The organism is Kitasatospora sp. SUK 42 (assembly GCF_015776785.2).
Classification (GTDB): Bacteria; Actinomycetota; Actinomycetes; order Streptomycetales; family Streptomycetaceae; genus Kitasatospora.
Genome location: NZ_LFMD02000007.1, coordinates 116,177 through 130,463 on the forward strand (window position 1 = coordinate 116,177; position 14,287 = coordinate 130,463).

At 75.2% G+C, this 14,287-nt stretch carries 6 protein-coding genes, 6 tRNA genes and 1 pseudogene; 8 read left to right on the forward strand and 5 right to left on the reverse strand.

The window, feature by feature from the left end; genetic code table 11:
- Positions 1–12: 12 nt before the first annotated feature.
- A complete protein-coding gene (locus RZ50_RS22275; RefSeq protein WP_196952261.1) occupies positions 13–1,080 on the reverse strand; it encodes a chorismate-binding protein in 1,068 nt (355 codons plus the stop codon).
- Positions 1,081–1,401: 321 nt separating this feature from the next.
- Between RZ50_RS22275 and RZ50_RS22280 the strand changes: the two genes are divergently transcribed.
- The 6 genes from RZ50_RS22280 to RZ50_RS22305 all read left to right on the forward strand — a co-directional run bounded on the left by RZ50_RS22280 (position 1,402) and on the right by RZ50_RS22305 (position 2,039).
- A tRNA-Gly gene (locus RZ50_RS22280) sits at positions 1,402–1,474 on the forward strand.
- A gap of 40 nt (positions 1,475–1,514) precedes the next feature.
- Positions 1,515–1,588 (forward strand) — tRNA-Cys (locus RZ50_RS22285).
- A 34-nt stretch (positions 1,589–1,622) separates the two neighbouring features.
- Positions 1,623–1,694, forward strand: a tRNA-Val gene (locus RZ50_RS22290).
- Positions 1,695–1,735: 41 nt separating this feature from the next.
- A tRNA-Val gene (locus tag RZ50_RS22295) sits at positions 1,736–1,807 on the forward strand.
- A 44-nt stretch (positions 1,808–1,851) separates the two neighbouring features.
- Positions 1,852–1,923, forward strand: a tRNA-Val gene (locus RZ50_RS22300).
- 44 nt (positions 1,924–1,967) lie between these two features.
- A tRNA-Val gene (locus RZ50_RS22305) sits at positions 1,968–2,039 on the forward strand.
- A 284-nt stretch (positions 2,040–2,323) separates the two neighbouring features.
- Here the strand turns inward: RZ50_RS22305 and RZ50_RS22310 are convergent.
- Entirely contained in the window at positions 2,324–2,524 is a 201-nt protein-coding gene (locus tag RZ50_RS22310) for a hypothetical protein (RefSeq protein ID WP_196952262.1), read from the reverse strand.
- A gap of 406 nt (positions 2,525–2,930) precedes the next feature.
- Between RZ50_RS22310 and RZ50_RS22315 the strand changes: the two are divergent.
- Positions 2,931–4,295: pseudogene (locus RZ50_RS22315) on the forward strand (serine/threonine-protein kinase); the annotation flags it as partial.
- Between the two features lie 946 nt (positions 4,296–5,241).
- Here RZ50_RS22315 and RZ50_RS22320 read toward each other — a convergent pair.
- Complete coding sequence (locus tag RZ50_RS22320; RefSeq protein ID WP_196950031.1) at positions 5,242–6,048, reverse strand: RNA methyltransferase; 807 nt, start codon at positions 6,046–6,048, stop codon at positions 5,242–5,244.
- A gap of 239 nt (positions 6,049–6,287) precedes the next feature.
- Between RZ50_RS22320 and RZ50_RS22325 the strand changes: the two genes are divergently transcribed.
- Entirely contained in the window at positions 6,288–8,879 is a 2,592-nt protein-coding gene (locus tag RZ50_RS22325) for a SpoIIE family protein phosphatase (RefSeq protein WP_374199991.1), read from the forward strand.
- A gap of 57 nt (positions 8,880–8,936) precedes the next feature.
- Here the strand turns inward: RZ50_RS22325 and cobA are convergent, their stop codons facing one another.
- Together cobA and cobT are read right to left on the reverse strand one after the other, a co-directional pair.
- Positions 8,937–10,184 (reverse strand): uroporphyrinogen-III C-methyltransferase, encoded by a 1,248-nt coding sequence (gene cobA / locus RZ50_RS22330; RefSeq protein ID WP_217680724.1) that lies wholly within the window; start codon positions 10,182–10,184, stop codon positions 8,937–8,939.
- 106 nt (positions 10,185–10,290) lie between these two features.
- Positions 10,291–14,160 (reverse strand): nicotinate-nucleotide--dimethylbenzimidazole phosphoribosyltransferase, encoded by a 3,870-nt coding sequence (gene cobT / locus RZ50_RS22335; RefSeq protein WP_217680726.1) that lies wholly within the window; start codon positions 14,158–14,160, stop codon positions 10,291–10,293.
- Positions 14,161–14,287: the final 127 nt, after the last annotated feature.

Sequence of the window (14,287 nt, forward strand, 5' to 3'; positions counted from 1 at the left end):
GGAGGGCTGCTCCTAGGCGCGGTGCGGCTCGTGGTCGGGTTCGCTGCCCGACGCTATCGCGACCAGGCGGGCGGCCTTCAGTTCGGTTTCCGCCCACTCGCGTTCGGGGTCGGATCCCCAGGTGATGCCGGCGCCGGTGCCGAAGCGCAGGACGGGGGCCTCGGCGTCCCGCCGGTCGATCCAGAAGGTGCGGATGCCGACGGCGAGTTGGCCCTCGCCGCGATCGGCGTCGACCCAGCCGACGGCGCCGCAGTAGGGGCCGCGCGGCGCGGTCTCCAGGGCGTCGATGATCCGCAGGGCGCTGGACTTGGGGGCGCCGGTGACGGAGCCGGGCGGGAAGGTGTCGGCGAGGAGTTCGGGCCAGCCGGCACCGTCGCGCAGGGTGCCCTCGACGGTGGAGACGAGGTGGACCAGGCCCGGGTGCTTCTCCACCACGCAGAGGTCGGGGACGGTGACGCTGCCGGTCTCGCAGACCCGGCCGAGGTCGTTGCGGACCAGGTCGACGATCATCACGTTCTCGGCGTGGTCCTTGTCGAGGAGGTCGCCCTCGGTACGGCCGGTGCCCTTGATCGGGCCGGAGGCGACGGTGCGGCCGTTGCGGCTCAGATAGAGCTCGGGGGAGGCGGTGGCGATCTCGACGCCGTGCCCGGGCAGCCGGACGGTGCCGGCGTAGGGGGCGGGGTTGCCGTGGGCGAGCAGGCCGGTGAGGGCGTCGATGTCGCTGCGGTCGGGGTCGGGCAGTGGTGCGGAGAGCACTCGGCAGAGGTTGGCCTGGTAGACCTCGCCGGCGGCTATGTGCTCGCGGATGCGGCGGACGCCCGCGGTGTAGGCGGCGCGGTCCAGGGAGCTGTGCCAGCTGCCGGCGTCCGGGCCGTGCCAGCCGGCGCCGGAGGGCGGGGCGGGGGCGGGGCGGACGTCGTCGAAGCGGGCGCAGGTGAGCCGCCCCTCGTAGTCGTGGGCGACGGCCCAGTAGCCGGAGGAGTCGAGCGCGGCCGGGTCCGCGGTGACGTCGCGCAGTCCGGTGGCCAGGCGGCCGCCGAAGCGGGCGAGCGGAGTGCGGGGGTCGGGGTGGCCGGACACGGTTCTCCTGCGCAATGGTGTCTGGGGGTGGCGGTGCCTGAAGTGTAGGTCGGGGGGCGTGACCCGGGTCGGGCCCGCGCCCGCGCACGAGCAGCCGCGTGCGTCGCGCGGGTGTGCGCCGGGTGACCTGCCGATGATCGTCCGGGAGCGCCGCAGGTCGCGGCCGACGACCGGCCGGAAGGCCTGACGGGACGGCACTCGACGGGCATCCCCTCGGCACGCTGCGGGAACGGATTTTTAGCTGGCCCGGGAATCCGCTAGAGTTCAACACGTCGCCGGGGAGCGCAGCCGAAGAAAAGCGGTGAAGATCCCGGGAGACAGGCGGACGTGGCTCAGTTGGTAGAGCATCACCTTGCCAAGGTGAGGGTCGCGAGTTCGAATCTCGTCGTCCGCTCGATGGAGAACAGTGTAAGATCGTTCTTCATGTGTTGCCTGGTGGAGTGGCCGAGAGGCGAGGCAACGGCCTGCAAAGCCGTGTACACGGGTTCAAATCCCGTCTCCACCTCCAAGAGGATCTCCCGGTTCCACCGGGAGACCTCCCCGCGCGATTAGCTCAGCGGGAGAGCACTACCTTGACACGGTAGGGGTCACTGGTTCAATCCCAGTATCGCGCACGTCGGATCCTCCGGGGTCCGCTGCAGGACCGCCTCACCAGGCGCGATTAGCTCAGCGGGAGAGCACTACCTTGACACGGTAGGGGTCACTGGTTCAATCCCAGTATCGCGCACAGTAACGGGCCCTTCGAGGTTCGCTGCACAACCGCCACACCAGGCGCGATTAGCTCAGCGGGAGAGCACTACCTTGACACGGTAGGGGTCACTGGTTCAATCCCAGTATCGCGCACAGTAACGGGCCCCTCGGGGCCCGCTGCACAACCGCCACACCAGGCGCGATTAGCTCAGCGGGAGAGCACTACCTTGACACGGTAGGGGTCACTGGTTCAATCCCAGTATCGCGCACAGTAACGGCCGAGGCCGCGATCCGTGAGGGTCGCGGCCTCGGCCTTTTCGTCGTTCCGGTGGGTTCGGCACGGTTCGTCGGCTTCGAGGGTGGTTCGGAACAGGGAAGAGCCGCGTACGGTCGCCCTCACCGACGTCCGTACGCGGCATCTCCGCCTGCCGGGGTGCTCTGCGCACCGCTCTCGCCCGTCCGCGTGTCATCGCGGTCGCGGCCTCCCCGGCGGCACTGCTCCCCGTCCCCAGGGGACCAGTGCCAGTCCATTGGTGTTGCTGGTTCCGCTCCCTCAGCCGCCGATCAGATCGGCCAGGGCTTCGACCTGGCTCGCCATCTGCTCCCACCCGCCGAACAGCAGCACCAGGACCACGGCGCACGGCAGGGCCATGGCCAGCGCGACGGCGGGGTGCCGGGTGGGCTGCTCGGCGGACTGGGACTGGGTGAAGGCCGGCCGACGGCCGCGGGTGGCTCCCGTCTGCTGCGATGCCATGGCCTTGCTCCTGATCCGGTCGAGTTGGCGCGGTGGACGGCTTACCTCGGGGGACGAGCTCCCCGTCCACCGCTGGACACAACGCTATTGGTCAGGGGCCTGTCCGGGCGTCATGCCGTCGTACTGTTCCTCGGGCATCCCGGAGGATGACGCTCAGACTCAAGGCGTACTACCGGAGGGGGAGGACCGCCTGACCGCACCCCCGGGGGAACCCTGAGGGGCGACCCCGAGAAACGATTCGGCACCTCTGTGACCTGCAGCTCAGCGCAAGATCGGACAATCGCACGGTGGCTTGAGGTGTTGCGTATCAGCACACCGCAGCGGCCAGTCCGTAAGCTGTGCCAGACAGGAACTGACGATGCCCCAACGGACGGGGCCTCACCCACAGGCTGACGGGGAACGAAACATGGCGATGATGCGGCTGAGGCGTGAGGACCCCCGCATCGTCGGGCCGTACCGCCTGCACCGGCGACTCGGGGCCGGCGGCATGGGCGTGGTCTACCTCGGCTCCGACCGCCGGGGGCAGCGCGTCGCCCTCAAACTGATCCGCGCCGAACTCGCCGAGGACCAGGAGTTCCGCACCCGCTTCGCCCGCGAGATCGCCGCCGCCTCCCGGATCCGCGGCGGCTGCACCGCCCGCGTGGTCGGCTCGGACATCGAGGCCGACCGCCCCTGGCTCGCCACCGCGTACGTGCCCGGGCCCTCGCTCTACAAGCGGGTCGGCGACGAAGGGCCGCTCAGCTGGCCCGAGGCCGCCCGCATCGGCGCGGCGCTGGCCGACGGGCTGGTCAAGGTGCACGAGGCCGGGGTCGTCCACCGGGACCTCAAGCCCTCCAACATCCTGCTCTCGCCGCGCGGCCCCCGGATCATCGACTTCGGCATCGCGTGGTCGCGCGGCGCCAGCACCCTCACCCACGTCGGCACGGCGGTCGGCTCCCCCGGCTTCCTCGCGCCCGAGCAGGTGCGCGGCGCCGCCGTCACCCCGGCCACCGACGTGTTCGCCTTCGGGGCCACCCTCGCCTACGCGCTCACCGGGGACACCCCGTTCGGATCGGGGGCGTCCTCCGAGGTGATGCTGTACCGGGTCGTCCACGAGGAACCCGACCTCTCGGCCGTCCCGCCGCAGCTCGCGCCGCTCATCCGGGCCTGCCTGGCCAAGGAGCCCGCCGAGCGGCCGGGTGCGGCCGCACTGCACGAGCGGCTCAGCGAGCTGGCGGCGCGCGGGGCCGCGGGGGCCGGGCGCGCGGCACGACGGGGTGCGGCTCCAGCGGCACCACCGCAGCAGGAGGGCGTCCGGCACGGCGTCCCGGCACCGGGGCGTCCGCCCGAGTCGGCCGCTCCGGCGCGGGCCCGCGCCGCGGCCGCCGGCCAGCCCGGGGTGCATCCGGGAGGACACCCCGGCGGGCACCCTGGCATGCATCCGGGAGCGCACCCCGGCGCGCATCCGGGAGGGCACCCCGGTGTGCATCCCGGAGGGCACCCCGGCGTGCATCCCGGCGAGCAGGCTCCGGGGGCCGCGGCGCGGCGCCCGACCGCACCCCTCCCCCGCCCCGAGGCGACGCCGGTGACCCGTCCGCCACGGGAACGCCCGCGGGAACGCGCGCAGACTCCCCCGCCGGCGCGGCCGCGACCGCGGGACCGGCAGCACACCCCGGCGCCCGGCGGGCGGCCCGGCACGGCGCGGCAGCGGCTGCTGCGGCAGCGGCTGATCGTCTTCGTGACCGTGACCATCGGTGTCGCGCTGGCCATCGCGGCGGCGCAGGGGTGCGAGAACAAGGGCAACCAGGGCATGCGGCCGCCGGCCGGGCAGACCGCGACGGCCGGTGCCGCAGGCGGGCAGGCGGCGCCCGGAACCTCGATGGACGTCGCACCACAGACCTCGGCGACACCGCTCCCGGCGGCGGCGCGCGGGAACGCCGGGGACGGTGGGCTGACCACCGCGCTGGGGCCGGTGCCCACGGTGGACTGGCCCAACCGCAGCTACCCCGACGGGACGGGCGGGAACGCCATCGCGCTGCACGACGGGCACTCGGTCGGGGCCGGACCGCAGGTCACGCTGAGCGCGGTGCTGCCGGCCCGGTACAAGGGCCAGCCGGCCACGGTCGTCGTCCTGCGGCGGGCGGAGGGCTCGGCGCCGGTCGACCTCGTCCAGCTCTACACCTTCACCGGGGACACCCCCGTCGCCGCCACCACCCGCACCTCGACGGCCGACCCGCAGGCCATCACCACCTGGCGCCTGGACGGCGGGGCGGTCGTCCGCGAGGAGCGCGTAGCCGCCACCAACGCGGTCACCTCGACCCGCTACACCGTCCGCGCCGACGGCACCCTCGACGAGTCCTGGCCCGGCGCGGGCGCCTCCGGCGGCACCGGCCTCACCCCGCCCCCGGCCGCCGCCCCCGCACCCCCGACAGCCCCGGCGGGCTGAGCCCCGCCGGGCACGGCGCCGTGCGCAGGAAGTCGGATCGGCCGACTTCCCGTGCGCCACTGCTGACGCACGCCCGCCAGGAACCACACCCGCTACCGGGAAGACGGCCCGCGAAGCAGAACGCCGGCGGGCGGCCACGGCGTGACCCATGAGCTGGCGCAGGAAGTCGGACGGGCCGACTTCTCGTGCACCACCACCAACACACGCCTGCCACCGGGAAGACGGCCCGCGACGCACGACCGCGCTGAACGCAGGAAGTCGGACCGGCCGGCTTCCTGCGTTGGGGGGTGGGTCAGCTCGTGGTGACGGCGTAGAAGGCGACTGCTGCGGCGGCGCCCACGTTGAGGGAGTCGATGCCGTGGGCCATGGGGATGCGGACCGGGTGGTGGGCGGCGGCGATGGCGTGGGGGGTGAGGCCGTCGCCCTCGGCGCCGAGCATGAGGGCGGCCTTGGGGAGGCGGTGCGGGGCCAGGGTGGCGAGGTCGACGGCGTTGTCGGCGGGGGTGAGGGCGAGCAGGGTGAAGCCTGCCGCGCGGACGGTGTCGAGGGCGGCGGGCCAGGGGTCGAGCCGGGCGTAGGGGACCGCGAAGACGGCGCCCATGGAGACCTTGACGGCGCGGCGGTAGAGCGGGTCGGCGCAGTCGGGTGAGAGCAGGACGGCGTCCATGCCGAGGGCGGCCGCGCTGCGGAAGATCGCGCCGAGGTTGGTGTGGTCGACCAGGCCCTCCAGGACGGCGACCCGGCGGGCCCCGGCGAGCACCTCGGCGGCCTCCGGCAGCGGCTTGCGCTCCATCGAGGCGAGGGCGCCGCGGTGGACGTGGTAGCCGGTGACGGCTTCGGCGAGCGCGGGCTCGACCACGTGGACGGGGGCCTCGGCCTCGGCGATGACGTCGGCCATCACGTCCAGCCACTTGGCGGTGAGCAGCATCGACCGCATCCGGTAGCCGGCCGCGAGGGCGCGGCGGATGACCTTCTCCCCCTCGGCGATGAACAGGCCCTCGGCGGGTTCGCGGCGGCGGCGCAGTTCGACGTCGGTGAGGCCGGTGTAGTCGGCGAGGCGGGGGTCGGCCGGGTCGGTGATGGTGCTGGGTTCGGACACCCTGAGATCTTGCCAAGCCGGGGCGGGGAAGGCCAAACGGCCGAAGGGGCGGGGTGGTCGCTGGCTGGTCCGAGTGCAAGCATGACCGTATGGCCCGAAATCCGGGCCGATCCTGGGCTCCGTCGGCCTCTGGTGCCACTGGCGACGCCGGCTCCTCCGGTGGGCGCCCACACGGTCGGCAACAGCTGCCACGCGCGAAGCGGCCGCGGCCGGTACGGCACCGGTCGGTGGCCGGGCAGGTGTTCGCGCTGCAGATCCTGATCGTGCTGCTGCTGGTGGCGGGGGCCGCGGTGGCGTTGTTGGTGCAGTCGCGCAACGACGCCGACCACGAGGCGCGCAACCGGTCGGTGGCGGTGGCTCAGGCCTTCGCCAACTCGCCGGGCATCGTGGACGCGCTGCGCTCCCCCGACCCCACCGCGCTGCTGCAGCCGAAGGCGGAGGCCGCGCGGATCTCCTCGGGTGTGGACTTCGTCGTCGTCCTGAACGACGAGGGCATCCGCTACACCCACCCCAACCCGGCCCGGATCGGCCACAAGCTCATCGGCACGTACGAGCCCGCGCTGCACGGCCAGGTGGTGGTCGAGCACCTCAACGGCACGCTCGGCCCGCTGGTCCAGGCGGTGGTCCCGGTGTACGCGCCGGACGGTTCGGTGGCGGGGATGGTCGCGTCGGGCGTGACCCTGAAGAGCGTCTCCTCCGCGAGCGAGCGCCAGCTGCCGGTGGTCCTCGGCGCGGCGGCGGGCGCGATCGGGCTGGCCACCCTGGGCACCGCGCTGATCAGCCGGCGGCTGCGGCGGCAGACGCACGGGCTGGGCCCGGCCGAGATGACCCGGATGTACGAGCACCACGCGGCGGTGCTGCACGCGGTGCGCGAGGGCGTGATGATCGTCGGCGGGGACGGGCGGCTGCTGTTGTGCAACGACGAGGCGCGTCGGCTGCTGGATCTGCCGCCGGACGCCGAGGGCCGCCCGGTGGCCGAACTGGGCCTGGAAGCGGCCCCGCTGGAGCTGCTGACCGCCGACCGGCCGGTGACCGACCAGGTGGTGCTGTCCGGGGAGCGGCTGCTGGCGGTGAACGTACGGCTCACCGACCAGGCCGGCGGCCCGCCCGGCTGCGTCGCCACGCTGCGCGACTCCACCGAGCTGCGGGCCCTGGCCGGCCGGGCCGAGGGCGCGCAGCGGCGGTTGCGGCTGCTGTACGACGCCGGGGTGACGGTGGGCAGTTCGCTGGACGTGACCCGCACGGCGGAGGAGCTGGCGCAGGCCGTGGTGCCGCGGTTCGCGGACTTCGTCACGGTGGACCTGGCCGAGGAGGTGTACTCCGGCGAGGAGCCGCCGCCCGGCACCTCGCTGGGCCGGATGCGGCGCGCGGCCCTCGCCGGGACGCGGGACGACGCCCCGTTCCACCCGGTGGGCACGGTGCTGGACGTGGTGCCCGCGACGCCGCTGGCCGGGACGCTGAACAGCGGGGCGCCCGTCCTGGAGCCGCGGCTGGCCGAGACGGAGCGCTGGCGGGTGCAGGACCCGGAGCGCTCGGCGCAGGTGCTGGCGTACGGGGTGCACTCGCTGGTGCGGGTGCCGCTGCGGGCACGCGGGGTGCTGCTGGGACTGGTCCGGTTCTGGCGGGCGGATCGCGCAGAGCCGTTCGAGCCGGAGGACCTGACGCTGGCCGAGGAGCTGGTGGCGCACGCGGCGGTGTGCATCGACAACGCCCGCCGCTACACCCGCGAGCACGCCATGACGGTGACCCTCCAGCACAGCCTGCTGCCGCGCAGCCTGCCGGCGCAGAACGCGCTGGAGGTGGCGCACCGCTACCTGCCCGCCCGGGCGGGGGTGGGCGGGGACTGGTTCGACGTGATCCCGCTGCCGGGCGCCCGGGTGGCGCTGGTGGTCGGGGACGTGGTGGGGCACGGGCTGCACGCGGCGGCGACGATGGGACGGCTGCGCACCGCGATCCACAACTTCTCGACGCTGGACCTGCCGCCGGACGAACTGCTGGGGCACCTGGACGAGTTGGTGAACCGGATCGACCAGGACGAGGCGGCCGACGACGGCGGCGCCGGGCTGGCCGGGGCGACCTGCCTGTACGCGATCTACGACCCGGTGTCGCGGCGCTGCGCGCTGGCCAGCGCCGGGCACCTGCCGCCGGCCGTGGTGGACCCGCAGGGCCGGGTGGGGTACCCGGAGCTGCCGACCGGGCCGCCCCTGGGGCTCGCGGTGCTGCCGTTCGAGACGGTCGAGCTGGAGCTGGCCGAGGGCAGCCTGCTGGTGCTGTACACGGACGGGCTGGTGGAGGGCCGCGACCGGGACGTCGACGACGGGCTGGAGCTGTTGCGGTCGGCGCTGGGCGGGTCGGCGCGCACGCCCGAGCAGACCTGCGCGGACGTGCTCGACGCGATGCTGCCGACGCATCCGGAGGACGACATCGCGCTGCTGGTCGCGGAGACCAGGGGGCTGGCGGCGGACCACGTCGCGGAGTGGGACGTGCCGTCCGATCCGGCGGCGGTGCGCACCGTCCGGGCGGCGGTGGCGGAGCGGCTGGCGCGGTGGGGGCTGGACGAGACCGCGTTCGTCACCGAGCTGATCCTGAGCGAGCTGGTGACCAACGCCATCCGGTACGGCTCCGCGCCGATCCGGGTGCGGCTGCTGCGCGACCGGGTGCTGATCTGCGAGGTGTCGGACGGCAGCAGCACCTCGCCGCACCTGCGGTACGCGGCGACCGAGGACGAGGGCGGGCGCGGGCTGTTCCTGGTCGCGCAGTTCGCGGACCGCTGGGGGACGCGGTACACGGCGACCGGGAAGGTCATCTGGACGGAGCAGCCGCTGGAGTAGGACGTCGGACCGGCCGACTTCCCGCTCCCCCGCCCGTAACGGCTCGGGGATCGCGGATCACGGCCGGAAGGCGGCGGCCAGCACGTCGACCACCTCGCCGACCACGATCACCGCCGGGGGCTTGACCCCCTCCGCCTCGACCACCGCGGCGACGGTGCCCAGGGTGGCGTCCACCCGGCGCTGGGCGGCGGTGGTGCCCTCCTGGACGATGGCGACCGGTGTGTCGGCCGGGCGGCCGTGCTCGACCAGCTCGGCGGCGATCGCACCGATCTTGTCCACCGCCATCAGCAGCACCAGGGTGCCGCTCATCCCCGCGACGGCCCGCCAGTTGGTCAGCGAGCGCGGGTCGCCGGGGCCGACGTGGCCGGAGATCACGGTGAACTCCTGGGTCAGCCCGCGGTGGGTGACCGGGATGCCGGCCGTCTCCGGGACGCTGATCGAGCTGGAGATCCCGGGCACCACGGTGACCGGGATGCCCGCCTCGGCGCAGGCCAGCAGCTCCTCGCCGCCGCGGCCGAAGACGTACGGGTCGCCGCCCTTGAGCCGGACCACGAACTTGCCGGCCGCGGCGTGCTCGATCAGTGCCTGGTTGATCGCCTCCTGGGCCATCTGGCGCCCGTACGGGATCTTGGACGCGTCGATCACCTCGACGTGCTCGGGCAGCTCGGCGAGCAGCTCGCGCGGGGCGAGGCGGTCGGTGACCACCACGTCGGCGTCGGCGAGCAGGCGGCGGCCGCGCACGGTGATCAGGTCCGGGTCGCCCGGGCCGCCGCCGACCAGGGCCACGCCGGCGCCGTGCGCGCGGTACTGGCGGGCGGCCAGCGAGCCGTCCCGCAGGCCGCCGACGATCGCGTCCCGCAGCGCGGCGGAGTGGCGCGGGTCGCCGGTGAGGACGGCGACGGTGGCGCCCGCGTCGCGGCCGCTGGCCGGGGTCCAGGCGGTGGCGGCGGAGGCGTCGTCGCTGCGGGAGCAGAACACCCGCTCCCGCTCGGCCTCGGCGCTGACCTCGGTGTTCACGGCCGGGTCGTCGGTGGCGACCAGGACGTACCAGGCGCCGGCCAGGTCGCCGTCCCGGTACGGGCGGGCGTGCCAGGTCAGCTCGCCCGCGTCGGCCATGGCTTGGACGGCCGGGGTGGTGGCCGGCGATATCAGGTGCAGCTCGGCGCCGGAGGCGATCAGGGCGGGCAGCCGCCGCTGCGCGACCTGGCCTCCGCCGACCACGACGACGCGGCGGCCGGCCAGCAGCAGACCGACCGGGTACGGGGTGCGGCCCTCGGTGCTGGGGTGCGGGGTGGGCGCGGTCATCGGCGGTGCTCCTGATCGGGGATGAGGGTGTGTTGTCGGTACGGCGGTACGCCGCTCCGCGGGCCGGCGCGCCCTCGGGCCGGTCCGCGGAGCGTGGCGAGGTGCGTCAGGCCTTCTCGGTGACCCCGGCGGAGTCGAAGGTGGCTACATCGTGCATCGCGCGGGCCGCACTCTGCACCAGCGGCAGCGCCAGCAGGGCACCGGTGCCCTCGCCGAGCCGCAGGTCGAGGTCGATCAGCGGACGCAGGCCGAGCTTCGCCAGCGCGGCCTGGTGGCCGGGCTCGGCGGAGCGGTGGCCGGCGATGCAGGCGGCCAGCACCTCGGGGGCGATCGCCTTGGCGGCCAGCGCGGCCGAACCCGCGATGACGCCGTCCAGCACGACCGGGGTGCGCAGCGAGGCGGCGCCCAGCAGGAAGCCGGCGAGGGCCGCGTGCTCCAGGCCGCCGACAGCGGCGAGGACGCCGATCGGATCGCTCGGGTCGGGCTGGTGCAGGGCCAGCGCGGCGCGGATGACCTCGATCTTGCGGGTGTGGGTCTCGTCGTCGATGCCGGTGCCGCGGCCGGTGACCTCGGCCGGGTCGAGGCCGGTGAACACCGAGATCAGGGCGGCCGAGGCCGTGGTGTTGGCGATGCCCATGTCGCCGGTGACCAGCGCCTTGTTGCCCGCCGCGACCAGGTCGCGGGCGGTCTCGATGCCGACCTCGATGGCCTTCAGCGCCTCTTCCCGCGTCATGGCGGGGCCCTGGGTCATGTCGGCGGTGCCGGGGCGGACCTTGCGCGGCAGCAGGCCGGTGGCGCGGCCCTGCTGGACGGCCTCCGGCAGCTCGGCGGCCACGCCGACGTCCACCACGCACACCTCGGTGCCGATCTGCTTGGCGAAGGAGTTGATCACCGCTCCCCCGGCCAGGAAGTTGCCGACCATCTGGGCGGTCACCTCCTGCGGCCACGGGCTGACGCCCTGGGCGTGCACGCCGTGGTCGCCCGCGAAGATCGCCACGCAGGCGGGCTCCGGGATCGGCGGCGGGCACTTGCGGGACAGGCCGCACAGCTGGGCGGAGATGATCTCCAGCATGCCGAGCGAGCCGGCCGGCTTGGTCATCCGCTTCTGCCGGTCCCAGGCCTCGCCGAGCGCCTTGGCGTCCAGCGGGCGGATGCCGCGCAGGGTCTCGGCCAGCAGGTCCTGCGGCTCCTCGCCGGGCAGCGCGCGGTTGCCGTACTGCTCCTCGTGGACCACCCAGGACAGCGGGCGCTTCTTCGCCCAGCCCTGCTGCTCCAGCTCGGGCTCGTCCGGGAACGAGTCGACGAAGCCGACGCACAGGTAGGCGACGACCTCCAGGTGCTCGGGCAGGCCGAGCTCGCGGACCAGTTCCTCGTCGTCGAAGAAGCTCACCCAGCCGACACCCAGGCCCTCGGCGCGGGCGGCCAGCCACAGGTTCTCCACGGCCAGGGCGGCCGAGTACGGGGCCATCTGCGGCTGGGTGTGCCGGCCCAGGGTGTGCCGGCCGCCGCGGGTGCGGTCGGCGGTCACCACGATGTTGACCGGGGTGTCGAGGATGGCCTCGATCTTGATCTCACGGAACTGCTTGGCCCGGCCCTTGGGCAGCGAGTCCGCGTACGCCTCGCGCTGGCGCTCGGCCAGGGCGTGCATCCGCTTGCGGGTCTTGGCCGAGCGGATCACCACGAAGTCCCAGGGCTGCGAGTAGCCGACGCTGGGCGCGGTGTGGGCGGCCTCCAGGACGCGGATCAGCACCTCGTGCGGGATCGGGTCCGGACGGAAGCCGTTGCGGATGTCGCGGCGCTCGCGGATCACCTGGTGGACGGCGTCGCGGCCGGCCTCGTCGAAACCGGGGGCGGCCGGGCCGCGCGGCTCGGCGGGCTCGACGGGCTCGACGGCCTGCTCGGGCTCCTCGGCGTGCTCCGGCTGCTGGTCGGCGGGCTGCTCGGCCTGGGCGGCCTCGGGCTGCGGCTGGTCGGCGACCGGGGCCTCGGCGGGCTGCTCGGCCGGGTGCTCGGCGGCGGGCTGCTGCTCGGCACTCTGCTCGGCGTCCTGCCCGGCCGCGGGGGCCTCCTCCTGACCGGCCTCGGGCGCGGCGGCGAGGGCGACGGGCTCGGACTGCTCGGCCTCCGGCTGCGGCGCGTCGGCGGCCGGGGCCTCGACGGACTGCTCGGCGGCGGGCTCGACGGCCTGCGGCTCCTCGGCGGGCTGCGGCTCCGCCTCCGGCGCGACGGCCTCGACGGGCTGCGCCGCCTCGGCCTGTTCCGGCTGCTCGGCGGCGGGCTCGACGGCCGGCTCGGCCACGGGCTCGGCAGCCTGCTCCGCGACCGGCTCGGCCGACACGGCGGCCGGGGTCTCGGCGGCGGGCTCGGCCTGGGCGGCCTCCGGCTGCTGCTGCGGCTGCTCGGCGGCCGGGGCCTCGACGGGCTGTTCGGCCGGCTGCTCGGCGGCGGGCTCGCTGACGGCCTGGCCGGAGGGCATCTCGCCGGTACCGGCCGCGGTCTCGGCGACCGGCTCGGCGACGGCCTGCGGCGCGGCCTCGGCGCTCTCCGCGACCTCCGCGACCTCCACGGCCTCGGCGGCCGCGACGACCTCCGCGGTCTCGGCGGCCTCGGTGCCCTGCTCGGTCTGGACCGGCTCGACGGCCGGGGCCTCCTGCGCGGCCTGCGGCGCGTCGGCGGCCGCTATGGGCGCGGCCTGCTGCGGCGCCGCCTCCTCGGCCACCGGGGCCTGCTCGGCCGCCGGGATCTTGGGCAGGCCGTGCGGGGTCGGGGCGGCGAGGAAGGCGGAGATCCGGCGCGGCTGACCGGTCGGCGCGGCGGCCTCCGGCTGGGCCTCGGGCTGCTCCACGGGCGCGACGGCGACGGCCTCGGCCGCAGGCTCGGCGGCGGCCTCGACCATCACGGTCTCGACGGCGGCGGTCTCGACGACGGCAGCTTCGGCCACAGCGGTCTCGGCCACCACGGTCTCGACGGCGACGGCCTCCGCCGGAACCGGCTCGACCACGACGGCCTGCGCGGCCTCGGGAGCCGGTGCGCCCTGGACGCCCTCGACCACCGGCACCGCCTGGACGGCCTCCGGCGCCTCGACGACCTCGACCACCTCGATCGCCCCGACCGTCTCCACGGTCAGCACGCCCTCGACCGGCTGCCCGGGCAGGGGCACCTGCTGGAAGCCCTGGCCCTGCGGCGCCTGCTGAACCTCCTGCACGCCCTCGGCCGTCTGGGCCACCGGGGGCACCGGAGCCGTGGGGGCCATCGGAGCCGCCTGCGGCACGCCCTGCGGGGCGGCGCCCGGGACCGGCGCGGCGGCCTCGCCCATCGGCGCCCGGCCGACGACCGGGATGCCGTGCGCGGGCGTGCCGCCCTGCGACGGGCCGCGGTCGGCCAGCGAACGGACCGGCACCTGGCCGGTCATCAGCGACGGGTCCGGGACCGGCGGGCCGGCGTGCAGCGGGCGGCGCGGCGGCTGAGCCTGCGTCACCGGCTGCTGCGCCTGGACGGGCGGCTGCTGGACGTGGTCGCCACCGCCGAGCACCGGCGGGTCCACCGGCGGCCAGGAGGGCTCGACCGGGGTGCCGTCCGGCTGCGGCGCGTACTGCTCGGGCTGGGCGGGAACGACCGGCTCGCCCCAGGAGCCCTGCGGGCCGGGCATCAACAGCACGTCGTCCTCGTCGTCCAGGCCGTCCGGCTGGTCGACGAAGTGGAAGGCCGGGTGTCCGGCACCCCGGTCGACGGCCCAGCCGTCGCCCGGGACGGCCTGCGCGCCGGGAACGGTGAAGCCCTGCTGGCCCTGCGGCGGGATGACGCCCGCGCCGGGCACACCGAGCGGCGCCGCAGGGTTGGGGATCACCCCGCCGTCCGTCGCGACGCCCTGAAGGGGTGCAACGCCGGCGACGCCCTCCGGTCCGCCGAGCGGGTCGGGCCCGGCGTGCAGGTGCTCCGGCAGTCCCTCGCCCGGGACGTGGCCGCCATCGGTCATTGTCAAAGCTCCTTCCAGGCCGCTGCCGCGCCCTTGGCGACACGATCACCGACCGCAGCGCCCATCCGCTCGGAGCGGGCCTGCACCGACCCGCCCCTCAACCACATGCGGCCGCCGCGCCGAGGCG

Coding starts and splice junctions, on each gene's coding strand:
- RZ50_RS22310 (WP_196952262.1), bottom strand. CDS start 2,524: ATGGCATCGCAGCAGACGGGAGCCACCCGCGGCCGTCGGCCGGCCTTC.
- cobA (WP_217680724.1), bottom strand. CDS start 10,184: ATGACCGCGCCCACCCCGCACCCCAGCACCGAGGGCCGCACCCCGTAC.
- cobT (WP_217680726.1), bottom strand. CDS start 14,160: ATGACCGATGGCGGCCACGTCCCGGGCGAGGGACTGCCGGAGCACCTG.